General features: G+C 34.0%; 23 protein-coding genes. 6 read left to right on the top strand and 17 right to left on the bottom strand.

What is annotated here, in order from left to right; all coding sequences use genetic code 11:
- Positions 1–282: 282 nt before the first annotated feature.
- The 4 genes from C564_RS0115510 to mtnN all read right to left on the bottom strand — a co-directional run bounded on the left by C564_RS0115510 (position 283) and on the right by mtnN (position 3,217).
- Entirely contained in the window at positions 283–780 is a 498-nt protein-coding gene (locus C564_RS0115510) for an SRPBCC family protein (protein WP_003197834.1), read from the bottom strand.
- Between the two features lie 169 nt (positions 781–949).
- Positions 950–1,801 (bottom strand): GNAT family N-acetyltransferase, encoded by an 852-nt coding sequence (locus C564_RS0115505; RefSeq protein ID WP_026008583.1) that lies wholly within the window; start codon positions 1,799–1,801, stop codon positions 950–952.
- Positions 1,802–1,827: 26 nt separating this feature from the next.
- Entirely contained in the window at positions 1,828–2,463 is a 636-nt protein-coding gene (locus C564_RS0115500; RefSeq protein ID WP_018765926.1) for an SDR family oxidoreductase, read from the bottom strand.
- A 46-nt stretch (positions 2,464–2,509) separates the two neighbouring features.
- Positions 2,510–3,217 carry a 5'-methylthioadenosine/S-adenosylhomocysteine nucleosidase gene (mtnN, locus tag C564_RS0115495; protein WP_018765925.1) on the bottom strand — a complete coding sequence of 236 codons (708 nt, stop codon included), beginning with the start codon at positions 3,215–3,217 and terminating at the stop codon, positions 2,510–2,512.
- 475 nt (positions 3,218–3,692) lie between these two features.
- Between mtnN and C564_RS0115485 the strand changes: the two genes are divergently transcribed.
- From C564_RS0115485 to C564_RS0115475, 3 genes are all read left to right on the top strand, one after another.
- Positions 3,693–4,385: a response regulator transcription factor gene (locus C564_RS0115485; protein ID WP_026008582.1), complete on the top strand. Its 693-nt coding sequence runs from the start codon at positions 3,693–3,695 to the stop codon at positions 4,383–4,385.
- The gene (locus tag C564_RS0115480; RefSeq protein ID WP_018765923.1) at positions 4,375–5,532 is read left to right on the top strand and encodes a sensor histidine kinase; all 1,158 of its coding nucleotides are present in this window, start codon (positions 4,375–4,377) and stop codon (positions 5,530–5,532) included. Before C564_RS0115485 ends, C564_RS0115480 begins: the two co-directional genes overlap by 11 nt.
- A gap of 713 nt (positions 5,533–6,245) precedes the next feature.
- On the top strand, positions 6,246–7,256 hold the full coding sequence (locus C564_RS0115475; RefSeq protein ID WP_018765922.1) for a D-alanyl-D-alanine carboxypeptidase family protein: 1,011 nt from the start codon (positions 6,246–6,248) through the stop codon (positions 7,254–7,256).
- Positions 7,257–7,316: 60 nt separating this feature from the next.
- Here the strand turns inward: C564_RS0115475 and C564_RS0115470 are convergent, their stop codons facing one another.
- From C564_RS0115470 to C564_RS0115450, 5 genes are all read right to left on the bottom strand, one after another.
- The gene (locus tag C564_RS0115470; RefSeq protein ID WP_018765921.1) at positions 7,317–8,084 is read right to left on the bottom strand and encodes a glycosyltransferase; all 768 of its coding nucleotides are present in this window, start codon (positions 8,082–8,084) and stop codon (positions 7,317–7,319) included.
- Between the two features lie 265 nt (positions 8,085–8,349).
- Positions 8,350–8,880, bottom strand: a complete 531-nt coding sequence (locus C564_RS0115465) for a shikimate kinase (RefSeq protein WP_018765920.1) — start codon at positions 8,878–8,880, stop codon at positions 8,350–8,352.
- 23 nt (positions 8,881–8,903) lie between these two features.
- Entirely contained in the window at positions 8,904–9,389 is a 486-nt protein-coding gene (locus C564_RS0115460) for a DinB family protein (protein WP_018765919.1), read from the bottom strand.
- A 250-nt stretch (positions 9,390–9,639) separates the two neighbouring features.
- Positions 9,640–10,170, bottom strand: a complete 531-nt coding sequence (locus tag C564_RS0115455; protein WP_003197805.1) for a GNAT family N-acetyltransferase — start codon at positions 10,168–10,170, stop codon at positions 9,640–9,642.
- A 23-nt stretch (positions 10,171–10,193) separates the two neighbouring features.
- Positions 10,194–10,808: a flavin reductase family protein gene (locus tag C564_RS0115450; protein WP_018765918.1), complete on the bottom strand. Its 615-nt coding sequence runs from the start codon at positions 10,806–10,808 to the stop codon at positions 10,194–10,196.
- Positions 10,809–10,902: 94 nt separating this feature from the next.
- Here C564_RS0115450 and C564_RS0115445 point away from each other — a divergent pair, with 94 nt between their 5' ends.
- The gene (locus C564_RS0115445) at positions 10,903–11,583 is read left to right on the top strand and encodes an ArsR/SmtB family transcription factor (protein ID WP_003207215.1); all 681 of its coding nucleotides are present in this window, start codon (positions 10,903–10,905) and stop codon (positions 11,581–11,583) included.
- Positions 11,584–11,784: 201 nt separating this feature from the next.
- Here C564_RS0115445 and C564_RS0115440 read toward each other — a convergent pair whose 3' ends face one another.
- The 8 genes from C564_RS0115440 to C564_RS0115405 all read right to left on the bottom strand — a co-directional run bounded on the left by C564_RS0115440 (position 11,785) and on the right by C564_RS0115405 (position 20,968).
- A complete protein-coding gene (locus C564_RS0115440; protein ID WP_018765917.1) occupies positions 11,785–13,725 on the bottom strand; it encodes an AMP-binding protein in 1,941 nt (646 codons plus the stop codon).
- A 48-nt stretch (positions 13,726–13,773) separates the two neighbouring features.
- Complete coding sequence (locus tag C564_RS0115435; protein WP_006094895.1) at positions 13,774–15,315, bottom strand: acyl-CoA carboxylase subunit beta; 1,542 nt, start codon at positions 15,313–15,315, stop codon at positions 13,774–13,776.
- Positions 15,316–15,317: 2 nt separating this feature from the next.
- Positions 15,318–16,106, bottom strand: coding sequence for an enoyl-CoA hydratase (locus tag C564_RS0115430; protein ID WP_003197793.1), 789 nt, complete (start codon positions 16,104–16,106; stop codon positions 15,318–15,320).
- Between the two features lie 4 nt (positions 16,107–16,110).
- On the bottom strand, positions 16,111–17,022 hold the full coding sequence (locus tag C564_RS0115425) for a hydroxymethylglutaryl-CoA lyase (protein ID WP_003197791.1): 912 nt from the start codon (positions 17,020–17,022) through the stop codon (positions 16,111–16,113).
- A gap of 22 nt (positions 17,023–17,044) precedes the next feature.
- The gene (locus tag C564_RS0115420) at positions 17,045–17,260 is read right to left on the bottom strand and encodes an acetyl-CoA carboxylase biotin carboxyl carrier protein subunit (RefSeq protein ID WP_003197789.1); all 216 of its coding nucleotides are present in this window, start codon (positions 17,258–17,260) and stop codon (positions 17,045–17,047) included.
- 26 nt (positions 17,261–17,286) lie between these two features.
- Complete coding sequence (locus C564_RS0115415; protein ID WP_018765915.1) at positions 17,287–18,624, bottom strand: acetyl-CoA carboxylase biotin carboxylase subunit; 1,338 nt, start codon at positions 18,622–18,624, stop codon at positions 17,287–17,289.
- Between the two features lie 14 nt (positions 18,625–18,638).
- Complete coding sequence (locus C564_RS0115410) at positions 18,639–19,784, bottom strand: acyl-CoA dehydrogenase (RefSeq protein WP_018765914.1); 1,146 nt, start codon at positions 19,782–19,784, stop codon at positions 18,639–18,641.
- A gap of 215 nt (positions 19,785–19,999) precedes the next feature.
- Positions 20,000–20,968, bottom strand: a complete 969-nt coding sequence (locus C564_RS0115405; RefSeq protein ID WP_018765913.1) for a YbgA family protein — start codon at positions 20,966–20,968, stop codon at positions 20,000–20,002.
- Positions 20,969–21,399: 431 nt separating this feature from the next.
- Here C564_RS0115405 and C564_RS0115400 point away from each other — a divergent pair, with 431 nt between their 5' ends.
- Both C564_RS0115400 and C564_RS0115395 read left to right on the top strand, forming a co-directional pair.
- Positions 21,400–21,675 carry a TIGR04197 family type VII secretion effector gene (locus tag C564_RS0115400; protein WP_018765912.1) on the top strand — a complete coding sequence of 92 codons (276 nt, stop codon included), beginning with the start codon at positions 21,400–21,402 and terminating at the stop codon, positions 21,673–21,675.
- A 40-nt stretch (positions 21,676–21,715) separates the two neighbouring features.
- Positions 21,716–22,078 (top strand): DUF3958 family protein, encoded by a 363-nt coding sequence (locus C564_RS0115395; RefSeq protein ID WP_018765911.1) that lies wholly within the window; start codon positions 21,716–21,718, stop codon positions 22,076–22,078.
- Positions 22,079–22,271 lie beyond the last annotated feature (193 nt).

Genomic DNA, 22,271 nt, shown 5'->3' with positions numbered 1-22,271 from the left:
GTGTTCCTCTTTATGAAATTTAAGTGTATTTAAAAAGCAACAAAGCAAGTTTTCTCCTGTTTTGTTGCTTTTTGTATTAGGCATCAGTTAATCAATCTAAGAGAAATGTAATTTAATCATTTTTTGTCGAGAACATTGCAAATCAAACTTATGCGCTGTTTTTTATTATTGTTAACAATTATGTACTCTTTTCTGTATTTATTTCATTCCATCAATATAATCAACAGTTTTTATTTCACGATAAAAGCTTTTTTAATCTGTAATTATCACATAATAATACGATTAATTTAAATCATTATTTTCGATTTTATTAATTACTAACTTATATCTTTTATACCATTTTTCCCATTCATCTTTTGGAAAATCCATGTCATGACCATCTAATACAGAAGAAAAAATTTCTAAACATATATGCCATCCAGATAAATCTTTTGGTGTGTGTTCATTTATTTCATGAATAAATTCCTTTAATATTAATAGACAACCATCTGGATTTTTATGTACTTCAAATCGAACACGATCTTCTCCCCAAGTAAATTCTAATACAGAATTTACTTGACAGTCTAAAATATTGATATCAATAAAATTCCCTGAGCCATCCATCATATCAAATTTTATAATACCTCCTTTTCGTAGATTCTCTACATAAAGGTTGGGCATCCATCTTGCTAGTTTATCATTCTCTGTTAATACAGCCCAAACTTGTTCTACTGCATGATTTAATGAACGGTTAAATTGAGCTACATATTCATTATCTATTTTCTCTATTAGAGCTAACATAGTCATACCTCCATTTAAACTCGAAAAACAAACATACGCTCGTTTTTTAAAAATTTCACACAAAACACATGAAAAAGCAAATAAAAACTTATGATGTCTATAAAAATATAAACCCTTCAATTTCTTTTAAAGTATGCAGCTAAAAGATTTTTCTATTTTCCTCTAAACGTTACAATGTATAATACATTTCATACTGAGCCAACGAACTTTTCTCGAATCCACATTTTTTTACAAACCCTTCAAGTAAACCATTATTAGGGAATCCAATAGAAAGACTGGAAAGCTGTAATTCTTTGCTTACAGTTTGTAATAGACTTGTAGCCACTCTAATTCTTCTATATTTTTTATCAACAAATAATAAATTTATCTTACCATTGTCACTAACACATATACATCCTTTTAAATCATCATTAATATAAGCTCCATAATACGTATTATTTTCAGTTTTCTCTATATAATCGATATCATTTTGCCAATTTATATGGAAGTTTAACCATTTTTGTATATCGTTTTGAAATTCGCCAAATTTAATTTGCTTTATTTCTATATTTTGTACACTCTTACTTGTCAAAATAGAAGTGTCCCTCAAGTTATAGTAAGACAGATCATATACTTTTTCATACCCTAACTTCGTATAAAATTGAATCGCTCTATCATTACCGACAATGACTTCAAGAAAAAGTTGCTGACATCCATTTTTTATCGCTTCTTCTTTATGAAATTCAAATAATTTATGACTAACGCCAACCCCTCGATAGTCCGGATGAACCGCTAATGTGCCACATCGCATTGTTTTTATACTTTCATATTCTTTAATTCCACCAAGTATAACTCCAATTGGTTTATTTTCATCTAACGCTATATAAGAATGCTCAAGTTTATTACCTTCTGGACCGAAAAATCTTTTTATAAAGTCTTCTTTTGAAACTTCCATCTTTATAATGTAATCAGAAAAACCATCTCGAAAAGCCTCGTATACTAAATCTATATCTGCTTCGCTACATTTTTTATAATGAAACATAGTAAAATTTTCATCTACCTTTCCCACTAATTTGAAATAAATGGACATTTTTTTCTATACATTTCATCATTAATTTGCTTTATAACAAACGGCGCAATATCTCCATTTTGAATCTTAATCCCTGGTAAATCTCTGATACTCTCTTTGATTTTACCACTTCCTTGTCCGTCTACAACAAAAGGTAACCGCACAATAGTCCAATCCACATTGCTATTTTGTATCACTTGTAATTCCTTATACTTATCTTTCATCATATTCGAAAGAAACACACGAAATAACATTGTTCCTAGTTTATTTAATATACTTTTTTGATCTCCTTGTACATCCAATGATCCTCCAGAAACAAGAATATATCGCTTGATTCTGTATTCTTCCATTACTTTTAAAATATGATTTGTCACCGTACTAAATATATATGATTCTTTTTTAGGTTTCCCCACTGCATTAATAACAGCCTTGCAGCCTTGTAGTAATCGACGTATTGCAGAAATATCGCGAGCATCTCCTTTTACAACTTCCAAATGTTTATGCGATATTTTAAATATTTGTGGATTTCGTGTGAGAATACGTACAAAGTATCCTTCTTGTAGTACTTGAGTTATAAGGTATTTACCAGCCTCTCCGTTTGCACCGATAATTGCTACTTTATTTATTATTTTCATGACTAAAGTTAGGCTCCTTTTAAAGAATATAGATTTATACATCGTATTATTGATGAGATGTAGTTAATTCGTAAACGCGTAAAAACGCAATTAAATATTCACATGCTCTCTCACAGGCTAACATTTTAAACACCTTTTGTTCCTCTACAGTTTTATCATTTGCCTGATCTGAAGCTGCTTTCAAACAAAGAAAAGGCTTTTTATTCACATGACATACGTATGCAAAAGCAGCTATTTCTTGATCAACAGCTATTGCACCATATACAGTATGTAGTAAATATCTCATTTCCGTACTGCGAATACGCTGATCTCCGGATATGAAAGTTCCAAAATGTACTGGATCATAAGCACGCACTTTTTTTATTTGTCTTACAAGGTATTTCGTTGTTTCAATAGGAGCTGCTCTACCAGTATATAAATCGAAACTATCCGTTCCTGTTCCCGCAGCGGTTACATCATGCTGTAGTGTGTTAAGTGCAACAACAATATGACCATTTTTTACTTTCTCAGATAAACTTCCGCAAATGCCTGTCATAAATAACTGTTCAGGCTTAAATTCACTTATTAGTAACTGTACGCAACTAGCACAGTTCACTTTTCCAACACCAGTAATTACAGAGATTATTTCTAATTCATTTATAGAATGAAAATGAAATTCCCAAGCAGCTCGTTTTTCTACACGATGGCTTGGATAATACTGATACAAGTATGTAAGCTCTGGTTCCCATGCGGATACAATTGCAATACGTTTCATTACACTTTTCACTTCCCCCTATTTTCATTTGTATAATTCACCAATGTTTTTTCGCTCATAACATGGAATCCATTTTTTATGTAAATACCTTATTAATTCTTTATTCTTCGTAAGTACTTCACATCCTCTTCTAGATCCTTTCTAATCTACTATTCCTTTTAAATAATTCAAATTCCACTTATTTTATATTTCAAATCCCAATCTAATAAAAACTTTTTTATATCCCTTTTCCAAGCTCCACTGGATTCAAATGTATATAGTTTTTTATGTAACACGCTACTTTCTCCTCAATAAAACTTTGTTTCAACATATCATAAGGAAACAAATTATCCTGTTGTTTTTATTAGTGATGTATTTTTTAAATCCTTTTTAATACGTTACATGAAATTTTATGTATGATCTTAACTCCCAAATGCCTAAATGTTTGTTATTATATTAATGATGAGGGAATGCAAAGAAAGGAATTAAGTATATGATGGAAAGAAACATTTTAATTATTGATGATGATAAAGAAATTGTAGAATTACTAGCCGTTTATTTACGAAATGAAGGCTACAGCATTTATAAAGCATATGATGGTGATGAAGCGTTACACATGCTCTCACTTCATCAGATTGACCTTATGATATTAGATATTATGATGCCAAAACGAAATGGACTAGAAGTTTGCCAGCAAGTTAGAGAAGAAAATACGGTACCTATTCTTATGCTAAGTGCAAAAGCCGAAGATATGGATAAAATCCTAGGTCTTATGACAGGTGCAGATGATTATATGATTAAGCCCTTTAATCCATTAGAATTAATAGCTAGAGTTAAAGCGCTATTACGTAGATCTTCATTCCAACAAGTTACATCACTTAATGATGATGGTATTATTCGCATCCGCTCTGTTGAAATACATAAACATAATCATACTGTGAAAGTGAATGGAGAGTATATTAAACTTACATCTATTGAATTTGATATCTTATATTTACTTGCCAGCAATACTGGTAGAGTATTTAGTTCAGAGGAAATATTTGAACGAGTTTGGAATGAGGATGGTTATGGTTCCAATAAAACTGTAATGGTTCATATTAGTAACCTAAGAGAAAAACTTGAAACAGGAACGAATGGTGAAAAACTCATCCATACTGTTTGGGGAGTAGGTTATAAAATTGAGAAATGAGACATTTGACATATTAAAAGTCATTCCGAAATGGAAAATTGTTTTTTGGCTTTTAATATCTATTTTGCTTACACCAATTACCGAGGTTGTCATATCCCGTCTTGTTACGAGTGTAATTGACAGTTCCCTTATATTAACGGCATTAAGTGGAGAATTTGTCAGAATCGTCGGCTACGAAAAGTATATGGGATTAAAGGAGTCTCTTTGGACAATGATGGGATCCTATCTGTTTTTATTCTCAATTTTTTCATTCTATGTTTATATTTTCTATCGTCACGAAAAAAAACTATATTATGAAGTATGCATAAAGCAAATGATTGACGAAATTCGTTATATTGCGGATGGTAATTTTAATCATAAAGTATCTATTTTACAACATAATTATTTAGAAGACTTAGCAACTGGTGTCAATCACATTGTAGAGCAGTTAAAAGTTTCAATTGAAGAAGAACGTCAAACTGAACAAGCCAAAAGTGAACTCATCACAAATGTATCACATGACTTACGGACACCGCTAACATCCATAGTTGGCTATGTTAATCTCATACATCATGATAATTACAGAGATGAAGTAGAATTACGTCATTATATTCAAGTTATTTATGACAAAGTAAATCGATTAAACATGCTAATGAATGACTTATTTGAGTATACGCGTGTTCAAAATAACGAGTTACAACTAAATACTGTACTTATTGATATAATTGAACTACTTGGTCAACTATCTGTTCAATTTCGTATGCAATTCCAGGAAGCCAATATTGAGTGTAGACTTTCATTTCCACCAGAAAAACTTATGGTCCTTGCTGATGGAGATAAATTAGTACGTGTATTTGAGAACTTAATTATGAATGCTATAACGTATGGTAATGATGGGAAATTTATTGATATAACAGCTTATCAAGACGGAAACATGATTGTAATCGATATTACAAATTACGGACAGCCTATCCCAAGTACAGATTTAGCACATATTTTTGAACGCTTCTATCGTGTTGAAAAATCCCGTTCTGCATACACGGGAGGATCAGGCCTTGGATTAGCGATTGCAAAAAGTATTGTGGAGATTCACGATGGAACGATTGAGGTATATAGCGATACTGAACAAACAACATTTACTGTGAAGCTTCTTTCATATAAGCAATAAAAAGCATTTATCTCAACAACTAAAAATCCACTAAAAAATCACCTATTAGAACAAGAAAAGTACTATATTCTAAATATAATAGTGATTTTGTTGTGTTGATTGATAAACCCCATGGAAAAATTCCATGGGGTTTTATTTCCGATCTATCAACTTATCACTATCAATATAAAAAATAAAAACCTAGAATGTACGCATTTCACAGGGATTGTAACTATGGCACGCCAGATGGGTTATGAGCCTCCAAATACAGATGTTTTAGGGACTAAAGAATAGTGAGAAATAAACAAACTGATTTGGAATCAGTTTGTTTATTTAAGTAGATTGTATTAAATAACAGTTTGTACCTGCGAAAGTTGATTTTTTTCCAATAATTCCAAATGATTCTTTACTTTCTCCCACTGTACTTAAGAGAATTCTCCACCTCTAACTGTTACTTCCACTTCATAATTTACTTCTACGTTAAATAAATTGAAAAAATTTACTCTTTAAGAATTCTTAATTTATCCATTACTAATTCATTCCTGTCCTCTACTACTAAATCTTCTTTATGTTTAAATGTGAGTGAAAATACATGTTTATTTCCTCATGATGACCATAATTATCCAAAATTTATATATTCCTTATAATTCTTTAGAAATTCTTTACCTTTTCTTTCCTCCTAGTTAAAGATTAATTTTTACACTAGTAATATCGATATACAAGGAGGATAGCTTATGCAACATTTTAAGAATTTGATGCTTCTTATATTGTCTTTTCTTATTACTGCAATTCTTGTTTTTTATTTTTATTTCTATGTAAACGGACCTTTAATTAAAGCGAAATCAGCTATTTTAATAGATGCAACATCAGAAGAGATTGTATATAAAAAAAATGAAGATACCCCTTTCTCCTCAGCAAGTTTATCAAAAATGATGACAGAGTATATTGTGTTAGAACAAATACAAAAAGGAAAAATCAAGTGGGATGATCGTGTAAAAATAAGTAATTCTTCCATTCAAATGGAAGGAAATAATATCGATATAACTTTTGAAGATCAAATAACGATTCGAGATTTGTTTCATGCAATGGTTCTTGCATCTGATAATAGTGCGGCCGTATTTTTAGCAGAACATATTTCAAAAAACGAACAAGACTTTACGAATTTAATGAATGAAAAAGCGACACAATTAGGATTATCTAATAAAACGTATTTTGCAAATGCAACCGGTGTAATAAATAAACAAGAAGAATCTAAAATAACAGCCTTAGATGCCTCGAAACTAGCCCAGCATTTAATAACGGATTATCCTATGATATTAGAAATCACCCAATTAACTTCTTATCAATTCACCTTCAAAGATATACATGTTTTCAATACAAATAAAATGTTGTATTCACTTGATAGTAAAATAAAATTCAAAGGAGTCGATGGTTTACAAACTAGCTTTTCAAATCCTGCTGGATATAGTTTTGCTAGTACAGCAAAACAAGGAAACAAGAGGTTTATTTCGATTGTAATGGAGGCAAATGGAGAAAATAGTGCTTTTATTGAAGCAAAAAAACTATTTACTTATGGTTCCGAGCCTACTCACCTTCCATCTCTTCAATCTGTTAAGGATTATTTGATATCGTGGATATCTCTGCTTCAGTTTAAAAATCTATTTTTACAAACAATAATAATTTTTGTTATTATTTCCATTTCACTATTCGTACATATACGAAAAAAAGATTCAGAGGATTTTTAACTAAAAAGCCTCTTTCACATAAAAAAACCGGCTTGTATTTTCTAAAAAAGTCGGTTTTCCTTATTTCCCTTTTTTCTTTTCATAGTATAATTCATCTGCATACTTTTTATTTGTTCCCTTTAAATATGCCAAAATAATTTGAGGTCTCTTTACTAAAGTCCAATCACCATGCTCATCAAATTTTCTACAAGATGTTGTCATATAAGCTTTTTTAATGGTAGTAAAGCCTTTTCCATGGATCTTACCGTATTTTTTTAAACGCATTGCAAATTCCGCATCTTCAGCCATTAATAAATCCTCATTAAAACCACCAATTGCTTCAAAATCCTTTCTATAACACCAAAACATTCCGACAGAAACGAATCCATATTTGAAAATGAGAGGAATAATTAACAATAATCCTGAAACAATAATTCCTAATGAAATACGTTCAAATTTCCCTTTTACTCCCCCTCCTATATATTTTCCAGTTTTTAAATGCTTATCTATTTCTCTTAACATATTCTCACTCATCCAGCTATCAGCATCAATTGTAACAATGATTTCTCCTCGAGCTATTTTCGCCCCAGCATTTCTAATTTTAGATAGGTTCTTATTCTCATCTTGTAAAGTTATACAATGATAAGATTGTGCAATTTCTTCTGTGCAATCACTACAACGATTTAATACAACAATTACCTCGACTTGATTTTTATAAAATTTGGATGCAACCACAATGGAATCAAGACATCTACCAATATATTTTTCTTCATTGTGTGCAGGTATGATAATGGAAAACTTAACATCTTGTTCACCATCTGTTCCGACAAAACAACCATTTCTATCCATATCATATCTCTCCTATGTAAACCTTATTTATCAATTCATTTTCTTACTATATTTACAACCGACTTATTACGCCGTTGCTTATTCAAGTTGTACTATGAACAAAGCCTTACTATTTTTGAAATGATTGAAGTCTATAAAACAAAAAGTTTTTTCTTAATGTATGTACTTTTTCAAAAAAACACCAAGGTATAGGACTCACATCTAATATCTTGGTGTTTTCGCTTTATATCTTCATTTAAATCACAACTTTTCCGATTAAAATGTCTCAATTTAAGCGTGACAATCCTACTCTCGATACTTTCATCTCTGTATTATCTTTCAGAATAATCAATTTCTCCTCATGCTGTTTTAACATCCTCAAAATTTCTGATTTACTATCTTTTTCAAAATCATTCGTCCACTTAAACATTTTCATTAACATTTTAAATGTGGGCTTATAGTTAGCCTTTTCCAGGTTAAGTAACTGCAAAATAAATCTTTTTATTATTCTGACTATCCTCTTCACTACACTTACATCTAAGAATATGATTAAATCTGCTTTTTGAAAGCTTTGCGATACCCATTTATGATGGGCACCTTCAACAATCCAAGCATTTGAATTTACAATATTGTAAAGTTGTTCATCTCTTTCCTTAGGTGTATTTCTTATATCTCCATTTTTAGTCCTTCTCCAAACAACATTATCTAGCTCATAATAAGGAATATTTAATTGATAAGATAATGCTCTTGCTAAGGTTGTTTTTCCACTTCCAACAGAACCAATGATATGAATTTTATTAGGTATAATACTTTTCAAAACAACCACCACTTTATAGATTTTTACAAAATAGAATTCCCAGCTTCTTTCATTAAACCTCTTCTAATTAAATTTGCTGACACAGGCTGAAGATTCAATTGTCTTGCCCAAATAGATAATTGACCAATATGATGGATCTCATGAGCAATCAAATGACGTAGAACCTCGCCATATTTGAACGTCTCATCAGTCCATGAGGCTGTTAATATTTTATTCTCTAAATTACTTGACCCTGTTTGTGTAAAGTCTTCTATTTTAGTTCGAAAGGAATCAGAAAGCTGCTTCACTTTTTCTAGCGTTCTATAATCTTCAAACTTCAGTTCGAAATCTGCTTTCCCTTGAAGCGCACGTATCCAGCTATACTCTACATCTACAATATGAAATAAAGTTTCTAAAATACTCCCTACTCCTCCAACACGTTTACAGAGTAAATCTTCTTCGGAAAGCTGTTTACACCATTCAAACCATTGATCTCTTACTTGCCAATTGTATCGAAATAAAGTTTCCACTAAATATCGCTCCTTTTTAATATGTATCCAGTTAATACCATTATATTACTTATACAGAAAATTCTTTTATTTTATAGTACTATTGAGCGCTATCCAAGAACATATCAATAGAGTATTCGTTTGAAAGATAAATAGCTATAATTTTATACCTGAGCACTTAAAAGAAACCAAATTAGATTTTTATAATTTTTCCAATTAGTTTAATATCTTCTTCATCAGTTACATCATATCATTTTAAGATAAATTTTAGTTACATTCTATTAAACCATTCATATTCCAAAATACTCATTTCCCACAAATTCCAATATTCATCTCCTATTTTCCTCGCATCTCTTAATAACCCTTCTTTTACAAATCCCACTTTTTCATAGCATGTAATAGCAGCTGAATTAAAATCGAACACTCCGAGAGAGACTCTATGTAATTTTAATTGTACAAATGCAACATTGAGCACTGCTTCCATCATCTTTTTCCCAATAGATTTTCCCCTCATACTTGTATCACCAACCAAAACTTTCCCAATTCTTGCAGATTTATTTATTCGGTCAATTTTCCCAAGTGAAATATGCCCAATAACCTTTTTCGTTTCTTGATCTATCACTTTATAAACAAATACATTTGCATTTTCATAATTTGCATTCGCTATATACTTCTCTAATTGTTTGTTCTGTAATGGGTATGAAAATGCCGGACCGCCCCATTGTAATAAAAACTCTTCCGAATCAATCCAATCTATAAGTTGCTTAAAATTGTTTCTTTCAAAATACTCAAGTTTGATCATTTCCCCTGACTCCTTTTAAGATTTCAAGCTCGATAATTCTTCCCTAACTCTTCTCCTATTGAAAAATAATGTCTAAAATTATAAAATAACGGACTCCATTTTTGCGGATCAATATGGTTTTCCCCTTTTATTATCTCTTCATGCGCATGTACATGAACAACCTCGGTTTCAACAATTGCAAAGAAAGGATCATATTCTGGAATCCTAATTTGTTTTACGTTTGCTTCGATTTGTAGTGGGCATTCTTTAATACGTTGTGGCTTTACTGACTGTGAATCCAATGGTGTAAAACCAGCCATTGTAAATTTATCTTTTTGATATGTATACCCCATTTCTTGTTTATAAACTGGGACATGTTCTACTCCAGTATAGGGTGCGATTTTTTCTACTTGTTTCCACTGCAATGCAGAAGGGAAATTAATAACACATTCTCTACTCCTTTCAAGATTTCCAACCGATTTCCCTCCCAAACCAATGCCTAAAATCATATATTTTCCTAATGCCCATGAAGAAGACATTGGACTGATATTTGTTGTCCCATCTTCATTTAATGTTGATAATAAATAAATTGGCATTCCATAATATAAAATCTTTGGCTGTATCTCTTTGCATAATAGTTTACTTATTTCCGAATTCATATTATCACTCCTAATTTTGATTCTTTATCTGTATTGTAAAACATAAAGACTTCCATTATCATCGAAATATGGATGTAAAAAAGGAGTGAAGAGGATGAATGAAAATATAGCGAAAATCGCTTCCTTAATTAGTGATACATCACGAGCAACCATCTTGGTTCACCTTATGGATGGACGAGCCCATCCCGCTACTGAATTAGCATATGTTGCAAAAATCAAACCACAAACAGCCAGTTTTCATCTCAATAAATTATATGAGGCACAAATTGTTGAAGTAGAAAAGCATGGCAGACATCGTTATTACAAATTGGCAAATCATGAGCTAGCAGAATCACTAGAAAAGCTATTATACATTGCCCCCTGCGAACCAATTCGATCTTTTAAACAAGCAAAAGAAAATAAAGAAATTCAATATGCAAGAACATGCTATGATCATTTAGCAGGAAAATTAGGAGTTGAGATTACAAATGCTTTATTAAATAAACAAATATTAATAAAAAAGGATACTGAATTTGCAGTAACAAAAGTCGGTGAAGCATTTTTTTCAGATTTCGGTGTGAACTTAGAACGATTACACAATAAAAGACGTGCATTCTCCAGATGTTGTTTAGATTGGACCGAGAGACAACACCATATTGCAGGTGCACTGGGAAATGCAATTCTGGTACGAATGTTAGAACAAAATTGGATTACTAAGTTCGAACAATCAAGAGCAATACACATAACTTCATTAGGACAGCAAAAAATTTATGAAACTTTTTCTATAAAACTTTAGTTTTATAGATGAACAATTCCCATATTTATAGACTTATACATGAATTATTCGGCAAAGGAACTACAACATTAATCTTTATTTCAATTTGGCATAGATAATGTATGTGCTTTTCATTCATATTAAAGGAGATTCTCAATACAAAAAATCTATCCATCATAAAACAAAACATGAGCCCCTTTTATACGGGGCTCATGTTTTGTTTTATATTTGACTAGATTGTAATCCCTGAATATAAGAGACAACTTCCGGATTTACAAGTGAAGATAAATCTCCCAATTCTCTCCCTAAGTAAGCTGCTTTAATTACTCGTCTCATTACTTTAGAATTGCGTGTTTTCGGTAAGTCTTCTACAACATGAATATCCTTTGGACATAACGCTTTTCCAATGTGAGAGTTTACTAAATTTAATAACTCTATCTTTAATTCATGTGTAAATATAGTTCCTTCACGTAAAACAATGAAGCAGTGACAAACTTCGCCTTTTACTTCATCTGGTACACCAATTGCTGCTGCTTCTATTACATCATGATGCTTTACAAGAATTGATTCGTATTCCGCTGGTCCAATACGCTTCCCGGCAATATTTAATGTATCATCAGAACGTCCTGTAATGATATATTGCTCTCCGTCATAGATTACCCAATCACCGTGCACCCACTTATTTTCAAAACGTGACCAATACGTATTAACGTAGCGCTCGTCATCTCCCCAGAAGCTTTTTGTCATTCCGACCCATGGTTTTTCTAAACATAATTCTCCAACTTCATCACGAATTGGATTACCTTGTTCATCTAATACAACAGCTGCCATTCCAGGTAAAGATGCATTGAAACTAATCGGTGCAATTGGTTTAACTAAAACGTTTCCAAAGATCCCACCAGAAATTTCTGTTCCACCTGAATAATTACAAATTGGCACCTTCCCTTTACCAACTGTTTCAAAAAGCCACATCCAAGGGTCAGGATTCCAAGGTTCACCTGTTGATGCAAAAACTTCTAAACTTGCTAGGGAATGTTTCTTTACATACTCATCACCTTTTGCCATCAATGCTCGAATTAATGTTGGTGAAATCCCAAGATGCGTAATTTGATATCGATCAACCGTTTCCCATAATCGATCTGCTTCCGGATAATCTGGAACTCCTTCATACATTACCATTGTTGCACCATTAATAAGTGAACCAAATAATAAGAACGGTCCCATCATCCAGCCCATATCAGTAACCCATAATACACGATCACCTTGCTTAATATTCATACCAAACCCTGCATCAAATGCAGATTTCAGAGGAAATCCAGCGTGCGTGTGTACTGTTCCTTTTGGCTTACCAGTCGTCCCAGATGTATAAATGAGCATAAGCGGGTCATCACTTTTCATTTCTTCAGCATGTGTAAGTGGTTTTTCTTTTTCTAAAACGCTCCATAAAAGATCATAATTATGAGGTGTAAAATCATTTCCAGCATGACGTACAATTACAACCTTCTCAACAGATGGACAATGTTCGCACGCTTTATCTACCTCATCTTTTAATGAAACGATTTTACCACGGCGCGAGAATCCATCCGCTGTAATAATCATTTTGGATCCTGCTGCCTGTACACGCGTCATGACTGCATCAGAAGCAAATCCTGAAAAAATTGGAGAAATAATCGCACCTATTTTCATTACTGCCAGCATGGCAACAACTGTTTCAGGAATCATTGGCATATAAATCGTTACGCGATCACCTTTCTCAATTCCGGAATGCTTTAGTCCATTTGCAACTCGGCTCACCCAGCTATCGAGCTCTTCATATGTAAATGATTTTGTTGTTCCGTTTTCCCCTTCGTACATGAGGGCAGGTTGTTGTTTTGTTTCTTCATCTGCAAGCCAACGAGATAAAGCAGATTCTACTACATTACACGTTCCCTCAGTGTACCACTGAGCGAATGGTGTACCGTTTTCTAAATCTAATACTTCTGTATACGGCTTCATCCATTGATAACCAACTGCACGTTCCGCTTCTCCCCAAAACCATCCAGTTTCTTCAATTGACTTGTTATAAAATGCTTCATAATCTTCATAGCCAAGCGATTTCATCCACCCATATAGACGTGTTTTATCTTTATATTCTTCTGTTGGAAACCAAACGGCTTGTTTCAATGTTTTCCCCTCCTCATTTTTCGAACAAGAAAGCCCTTAATAGGGCTTTTATACTGGATAAACTGGATGTTTTCGATCTGTAAACACTTGATATTTACTCATGTACATTTCGAAACGCTTCTTTAGTTCTTCACGTAAATCATTCGGATGAACAATACCATCAATCACCATTTCTGATGCTAGGCGATAAATATCGATATCTTTTTTATACTCTTCACGTTTTTCTGCAATGAAGCTTGCACGCTCTTCTTCTGGTAATGCTGCGATTTTATTCGCATATACGGCATTAACAGCAGCTTCTGGTCCCATTACAGCAATGGAAGCCGTTGGTAACGCTAAACAACAATCTGGTTCGAAAGCTGGGCCTGCCATTGCATATAGACCAGCACCATATGCTTTACGAACAACGATTGAAATTTTCGGTACTGTGGCTTCACTCATAGCAGAAATCATTTTCGCACCGTGACGAATAATACCAGCTCTCTCAACTTTCGTTCCAATCATAAATCCAGGTACATCCGCAAGGAATAATAATGGAATATGATATGCGTCACATAAATTAATAAACTTCGCTGCTTTATCAGCAGAATCGTGGAATAATACACCGCCTTTCATACGCGGTTGATTTGCAACAATACCAATAGGCTTCCCATCAATTCGGCCTAATCCTGTAATAAGTTCTTGTGCAAATAATTTTTTCACTTCAAAGAAAGAACCTTCATCGATAATACGATTAATAAGATCTTTCATATTAAAAGGAGCATTTTGATTTTCTGGGATGATTTGTTCTAACGTTTTTTCGAACTGTTTTGGTTCTTGAGGCTTAGTCATAGGAGCATTTTCTTGATAGTTACTTGGAAAATATGAAATATATTGTCTTGCCTGAGCAATCGCATCTTCTTCTGTCTTACATAATACATCTCCGCATCCTGATACCGAGCAATGCATACGAGCGCCGCCCATTTCCTCTAGTGTTACTTTTTCACCAATAACCATTTCAGCCATACGCGGAGAACCTAAATACATAGAAGCATTTCCTTCAACCATCATGACAACGTCACAGAAAGCAGGAATATAAGCACCTCCAGCTGCAGAAGGACCAAACAATAAACAAATTTGTGGTACCTTACCTGATAGCTTCACCTGGTTATAAAAAATGCGTCCCGCACCGCGGCGCCCTGGGAACATTTCAACTTGGTCAGTAATACGAGCACCTGCAGAATCAACAAGATAAAAAAGTGGTACACGTAACTTTTCAGCTGTTTCTTGAATGCGTAAGATTTTTTCAACAGTTCGAGAACCCCAAGACCCTGCTTTAACTGTTGAATCATTTGCCATGACACATACAGTACGACCATGTATTTTACCAGTAGCAGTTACAACACCATCTGCCGGTAAGCCTGTTTGCTCACAATTAGCAAATAATGCATCTTCTACATATTCACCATTATCAAATAGAAGAGCTAAGCGATCTCGAACAAAGATTTTTCCTTTTGCTTTATTTTGTTCATGATATTTTGGTGCCCCACCTTGTTTAATTGTTTCAACACGTTCTTGAAATGCATTCGATTGTTGTTTTTGTTCTAGCACATTTACTCCCCCTTATACACTGGTTTACGTTTCTCCTGAAATGCTTGTAGTCCTTCTAATCGATCTTTCGTATGGATTACACCTTCATACGCCTGCTTTTCCATTTGTAATCCGGTATGCAAATCTACTTGTACCCCATTTGAGATTGCTTCTTTTGCTAATCGAATGGCAATTGGTCCATTACTCGCAATGCTTCTTGCAATTTCAATTACTTTTTCTTCTAGTAAGTTAGCTGGTACCACAAACTCTACCATTCCATATTCCTTCGCCTCATGCGCTGAAATACGTCTTGCTGTATAAATTAATTCTTTTGCCCTGCCAACACCAATTAGTCTTGGGAGACGCTGCGTCCCACCAGCTCCTGGGATGATAGCTAGAGATGTTTCAGTGAGTCCAAGGCTTGCTGTTTCTGCCGCAATTCTAAAATCACACGCTAAACTTAACTCGGTACCACCACCAAGTGCAATTCCATTTATTGCAGCAATAACAGGTTGTGATAATTGCTCAACCATATCCATTGTAGAACGAATCATCCCAACTGCATGACGTACTTGCTCCTCATTCATATTGGCACGTTCTTTTAAATCAGCTCCGGCACAAAATGCTTTTTCACCATAGCCTGTTAAAATGACAACGCGAACATCGGCTTCTTCATTAATATGATTTAATGTAGATTGCAACTCTTCTAATAGTGCAAGAGATAATGAGTTTGCTTGCCGTTCGCGATTTAATGTTATTTTTACGATATGCGGTGTTACATAATCTACTGAAATGTTTTGTAATTGTAGCATTTTATCACCTACTTATTGTTTTATGTTGCAATGCTTTATACACATGACTTGGCAATTGAATATTTAGCTTACTTTGAATAAATTGACTAGCCTTTAATAACTTTTCTTCATTTATATTTGTTTGTACGCCCATTTTGTGGAGCATATGTACTAAATCATCAGTCGCGACATTACCTGATGCCCCTGGTGCATACGGACAACCACCAAGCCCACCACAGGAACTATCAAATGTCGTAACACCGTATTCCAATGACTGAACGACGTTTGCAAGTGCCATCCCGTAGGTATTATGAAAATGCATCGCAAATTGAGAAGAATCATATTTTTTAAGTAAATGTTCCAATACTCGTTCTACTTGCAATGGATTTGCTACACCAATCGTGTCTCCCAACGAGACTTCATAAATGCCGTATGAGAAGAGTTGATTACATAACTCGTCTACAGCATCAATGCTCACATCTCCTTCATAAGGACAACCAAATACAGTAGAAACATAACCTCTTACTCTTTTACCCGCAAACTCTGCTTGCTTTGTAATATCTTGGATAACAGATAGCGCTTCTTTAATGGACTTATTGATGTTACTTTTATTATGTGATTCACTCGCTGATAAAAAAACATTCACCTCATCTACATTTTGCAAAAGAGCTCGTTCCAAACCATTTTGATTTGGAACAAGCGCAGCATATGTAATATCTGAATTCCGCTTTAACTCTGTAAATACATCACTCGCATCAGCTAAAGCAGGAACCCATTTCGGGTGAACAAAAGAGGAAACTTCAATATATGATAATCCAGCTTCTGAAAGTAATTGAATCCATTTCACTTTATCTTTTGTGCCAACAATTTTCTTTTCATTTTGCAAACCATCACGTGGTCCCACTTCTTTAATGACAGCAAAAGTAGGTAGCTTCAATACATTTCACCCCTTCTTCTCCCTATTCAATCTCTACCAATACATCTCCTTCATTAACAAAATCGCCCTCTTGCACATTTATTTTCATAACTGTCCCTGCTTCTTCTGAAACGATTGGAATTTCCATTTTCATAGATTCCAAAATGACGACATCCTGTTCTTCTTCTACTGTATCTCCTATTCCCACAACAATTTTCCAAACATTACCTGCCATCGATGCATATACTTTTGTCATCATTTTTCCCCCTTTAATATTCATAAACCTTATTTTTTTACAAGTTGTTTTGTTACAAAACTTGTTGTATAAATACCACTTTGGAACACTTCATCTTCTAGCACTTGCAATAGCATGGATGTATTTGTCTTAATGCCTTCTACTTTCAAGTTTTGAAGTGCATCCTGTAATTTTTCAATTGCTTCTTCACGCGTTTCACCATGAGTAATCACTTTTGCAATCATCGGATCGTAAAACGGTGTGATTGTAACATTATTTTCTAAAAAGTGATCAATCCGCACTGTTTCTGGTAACGTTAGGTCCGTAATCTTCCCAGGTGATGGGAAAAATGTTTTTGGATCTTCTGCATAAATACGTGCTTCAATGGCATGACCACTACGAATTATATCCTCCTGCGTAAAGGAAAGCTTTTCACCAGACGCAATGAGTAATTGTTGTTCAACAAGATCTAGACCAGTAATTTCTTCAGTAACAGGATGCTCCACTTGTAACCTTGTATTCATCTCTAAGAAATAGAAGTTTTTCTTATCATCCACAAGAAATTCAACCGTACCTGCATTTGTATAGCCAAGAGCTTTTGCTGCTTGTACAGCAACTTTCCCCATCGCTTTACGTGTTTCTTCATCTAAAAATGGAGACGGTGCTTCTTCAATTACTTTTTGATTTCGGCGTTGTACAGAGCATTCACGTTCCCATAAATAAACTGTATTGCCATGTGTATCAGCTAAAAGTTGAATTTCAATATGATGCGCATCTGCAATGTATCGCTCTAAGTACATCTCACCATTACCAAAAAAGTTTTGTGCACGCGTTTTATTGCTCTCGAATGCTTTGGTGAGCGTTTGCTCAGTTTCCATCAACTGCATTCCAATGCCCCCGCCGCCCGCGGATGCCTTCAGCATTAATGGATAACCAATTTGTTTTGCAATTTCAATCGCTTCTTCAGCAGTCTCAATATTCGTTGTGATTCCTGGTACAACTGGAACATTTGCTTCTTGCATTGCCAAACGTGACTCGATTTTACTTCCCATCTTAGCAATGATTTCTTCAGAAGGACCAATAAATACAATTCCTTCTTCTTTACAGCGAACCGCGAAGGAAGGATTTTCTGATAACAATCCATATCCTGGATGAATCGCTTCAGTATTTGTTTTCTTAGCAATTTCTATAATCTTTTCGAGATTTAAATAGCTCTCTTGGACACGTGGACCGCCAACCAAATAAGCCTCATTTGCTAGTTTTACATGAAGTGCATTTTCATCTGCCTCTGAATAAATAGCAACTGTACGAATTCCAAGTTTTTGACATGTTTTTATAATTCGAACTGCAATTTCGCCACGATTGGCGATTAATATTTTTTGAAACATAGTGAATCCTCCTTTTATCTACACCCTAAATGTCTTGCGATTACGAGACGTTGAATTTCAGAAGTTCCTTCACCAATTTCTAAAAGCTTCGCATCACGAATATGACGCTCTACTTCATATTCACGCATATAACCATATCCACCATGAATTTGCACTGCTTGATTCGCAATACGACTTGCTGCTTCAGATGCAAATAACTTTGCCATAGCCGCTTCTTTACCGAAAGGTTTATCATGATCCTTTAACCAAGCCGCTTTATGTACTAAATTACGCGCCAATTCCACTTCAGTAGCCATATCAGCCAGTTTAAATTGAATCGCTTGGAAATTAGAAATCGTTTTTCCGAATTGCTGACGCTCTTTTGCATATTGAAGTGCACGCTCAAAAGCAGACTGTGCAATTCCTACAGCTAATGCTGCAATTGAAATACGCCCTCCATCAAGTGTATATAAGAATTGTTTAAATCCTTTATTTACATCACCAAGAATATTCTCTTTCGGTACACGAACACCATCAAGTACGATTTCACAAGTATTAGAGGCACGAACACCCATCTTATCGTATGGACTTGAAATCGTTAATCCCTCACTTGTTGTCGGCACAATAAATGCAGAAATACGTTTTTTTCCATTTTCTTCGACACCATTGACAGCGGTTACAATGATTGTATTTGCATACTCTGCATTCGTAATCCAACACTTCTCACCGCTAATCACATATTCATCACCATCTAAAAATGCTTTTGTTTGTGTGCCACCTGCATCGGATCCAGCATTCGGTTCAGTTAAACCAAAAGCACCTAATGTTTTTCCAGATGCCATTGGAACTAAATACTTCTGCTTTTGTTCTTCTGTACCAAAGTAATAAATTGGAGAAGCACCTAATGAAATTGTTGCAGCATAACTTAAACCTGTACCGCCACAAGCACGGCCAATTTCTTCAACAGCTAACGCATACGATAGAGTATCGCCGCCAGAACCTCCATACTCTTCTGGGAATGGGATTCCTAATAATCCTAGTTCGCCCATTTTTTGAAACGTTTCGTATGGAAATTCAGCTGTTTTATCATAATACACAGCTTTTGGTGCAATTTCCTTTTCAGCAAAGTCTCGTACCATTTCTTTAATCATTTGTTTTTCGCGAGTTAGAGTAAATTCCATTCCGCTACACACCCCTTATCGAATATTGAGTTTCGACAGCGTGCGAGTCTGTACTACAAACATTGCTTTTAAAAGACAAGAATAGTAGTTAGATAATTGTTATAATTCTGTCATAACTTAATTTTAAAACAGAATCTGTACTCATGCACAAAAAAATTCCTACATTGTTCTACAACAACATAGGAATAACAGTGTCGAATTATGTGGTTTTTTCTTTAATAATCTCTTCCTTTTCCGGAATCTGAAATTTCTACTAATGCTTCAGGGTACGGTTCAAAATATGTTTGTCGTAATAAATAGTGGTCTTCAAAACGTAAGCCCCACGACTTTAAAACTACAAGTAAATTGCTAAGAGGTATTTTCTTATCTGCATATTTTTGAAGTAGCGTTAAAAAATACTCTTTTTCTTGCTTGTTTAGCTTATCTTTAAAATATCCAAAAATATGCTGACATACGTTTATATTCGATGTATAGCGAGGTGTTCGCTTCAATAATTCATACAAGGTTTTTTCGTAATTCTCAAAGATATTTTCAATATTATCCTTTGCATGATTTGCAATAATACGGCCTAATTCTTTTTGTTTCACCTGATTATATGCCATAAATAAATATTTATGATCTGACTGAAATGATACTAATTCTTTCAGAGTTTTACTCTGTTTTATTGTTTTGAAATGGGCAATTGTAAACAACCTCGTAAAGAAATGTTCACGAATAATAAAATTCGACAATCTACCTTCTTCTTCTACTGCAATATGCGAAAAATTTTTTAGTACAGCTCCACCAAAAAATCCAGCACCCTTCTCTTTTACTGGTGATTTTTCATATCCTGTATAAATTTTCACATCTCTAGTTCCGCAACTTGGGGAACGATTTTTTAAAATAAAACCATCAACATCCAGTAAAGTACTTAAAAATTGATCAGAAAACCGTTGCATCCTCTCTGTAACATCTTTTCTTGTCGAAGGCTGTACAAGCTTATGAATGCCACTATCTTCGATAATCCGAATTGTCTCACGTGGAATTCCTAATCCAATTTCCACTTCAGGGCATACCGGAATAAATGTAACAAACGGCTGTAGATTTCGAATTGTCACATCATGAATCAAATCTCCATTATAACGGCAAGCACCAAATTCTAAACATTTACTTACAACAACTGTTGGTTTAGCAAATTGTCGCATTTTATTACCTCCGCGGCGTTAATCCATATAATATAAATTGTACTACGATGAGTATTCTAAGCAAGGTTAGTTTGTATTGTCTCTTTTTATTATGACTATATATCAGTGACATATCAGCGATAATTTATATCTATTTCATATAAGTGTTAGCAAGTTCGTTTGCAAACTTGTTAGCACTTTTTTATATTTCTTCTATTATATTCTTTTCTCCCTTTTTACCTCTATTATATTGTCAGCCTGTTAAGAACTACGAGAAACACATATGACATAAACTGTATTTTTCGAGGAATTTTTAACCATTTATTGTTATAATTATATCCGCAGTATTTTTTCCAGGAGTGTTCCTATGAAGAACAGTAAGATAATGGACATACATACTAGGCACTCCCCTTCATTAATGCGTTCATAGAAATATAGAAAGGATTTAAGCGATGGGACAATTTCAAAGTAATTTTCAAGCGGCACAACAAATCGCTACTCAAATGAGGAATGCTTCGGATACTATCCAAAGTGCGACAAATAAGTCTATTAAAAAGTCAAAACTTACTACGCTATCTGTTAACCCACAAGCCCAAGAAGCAAATCAACAAATGTTAGATTTGACGAAACAATTTTCCGCTGCCTTTCAACAAGCAGTTGCTAATATTCATTCGGTAGCTAACGAGTTTGAGAGAATGGATAACGAACTTCACAACACTTTTCGCTAATGTGACAACCTACGTAAAGTAAAACGGTAGGAGGAAAAAGATGAGTCAAGATATTGAAAAACAAATCAATCAATTGAATCAAAAATTACGAAGTGTATTCAAAGAACAGGATCGGAATCAATCTGCGATTCAAACTCAGGAACACGCGGAAGCAGATTTTCACGAATGGAAAAATCGAAATAATCGTTTATTTAACCGAATTCTAGAAACTTGGCACGGTGATAAAGAATTATCTCATTTTTTTATGAATATGCGTCAAGAAGCACAACACATTGAGCGAAAACTTACATTCGAATTGGAAAACCAAAAAGAAACGTTGCTTAAAGAGAAGCGAGACCTTAGTGACTTAGAAAACGACCTTTCCTGTCAGCAACAACAACTAGCAAGGGAGGTCAATGCATGAGTTTAAATATGTATTTAGGCGAAGTACAAAGCTAAACTCAAAGTATGAACGCTGTATGTACCGCTACCATTCGAGGTATGGAACAAGCTATTCAGTCGATTGACGCTTTTGCAATTGATACGGTTCTACAAGGACAAACATATAGCAGTGCAAAATCATTTTTTGTACAAACCTTTCGTCCTTTAGCACAAGG

Origin of the sequence: Bacillus sp. 105MF (genome assembly GCF_000374885.1) — a bacterium.
GTDB lineage: Bacteria > Bacillota > Bacilli > Bacillales > Bacillaceae_G > Bacillus_A > Bacillus_A pseudomycoides.
Note: the sequence above shows the minus strand (reverse complement) of the source record. Positions and strands in the feature narration are given on the sequence as shown.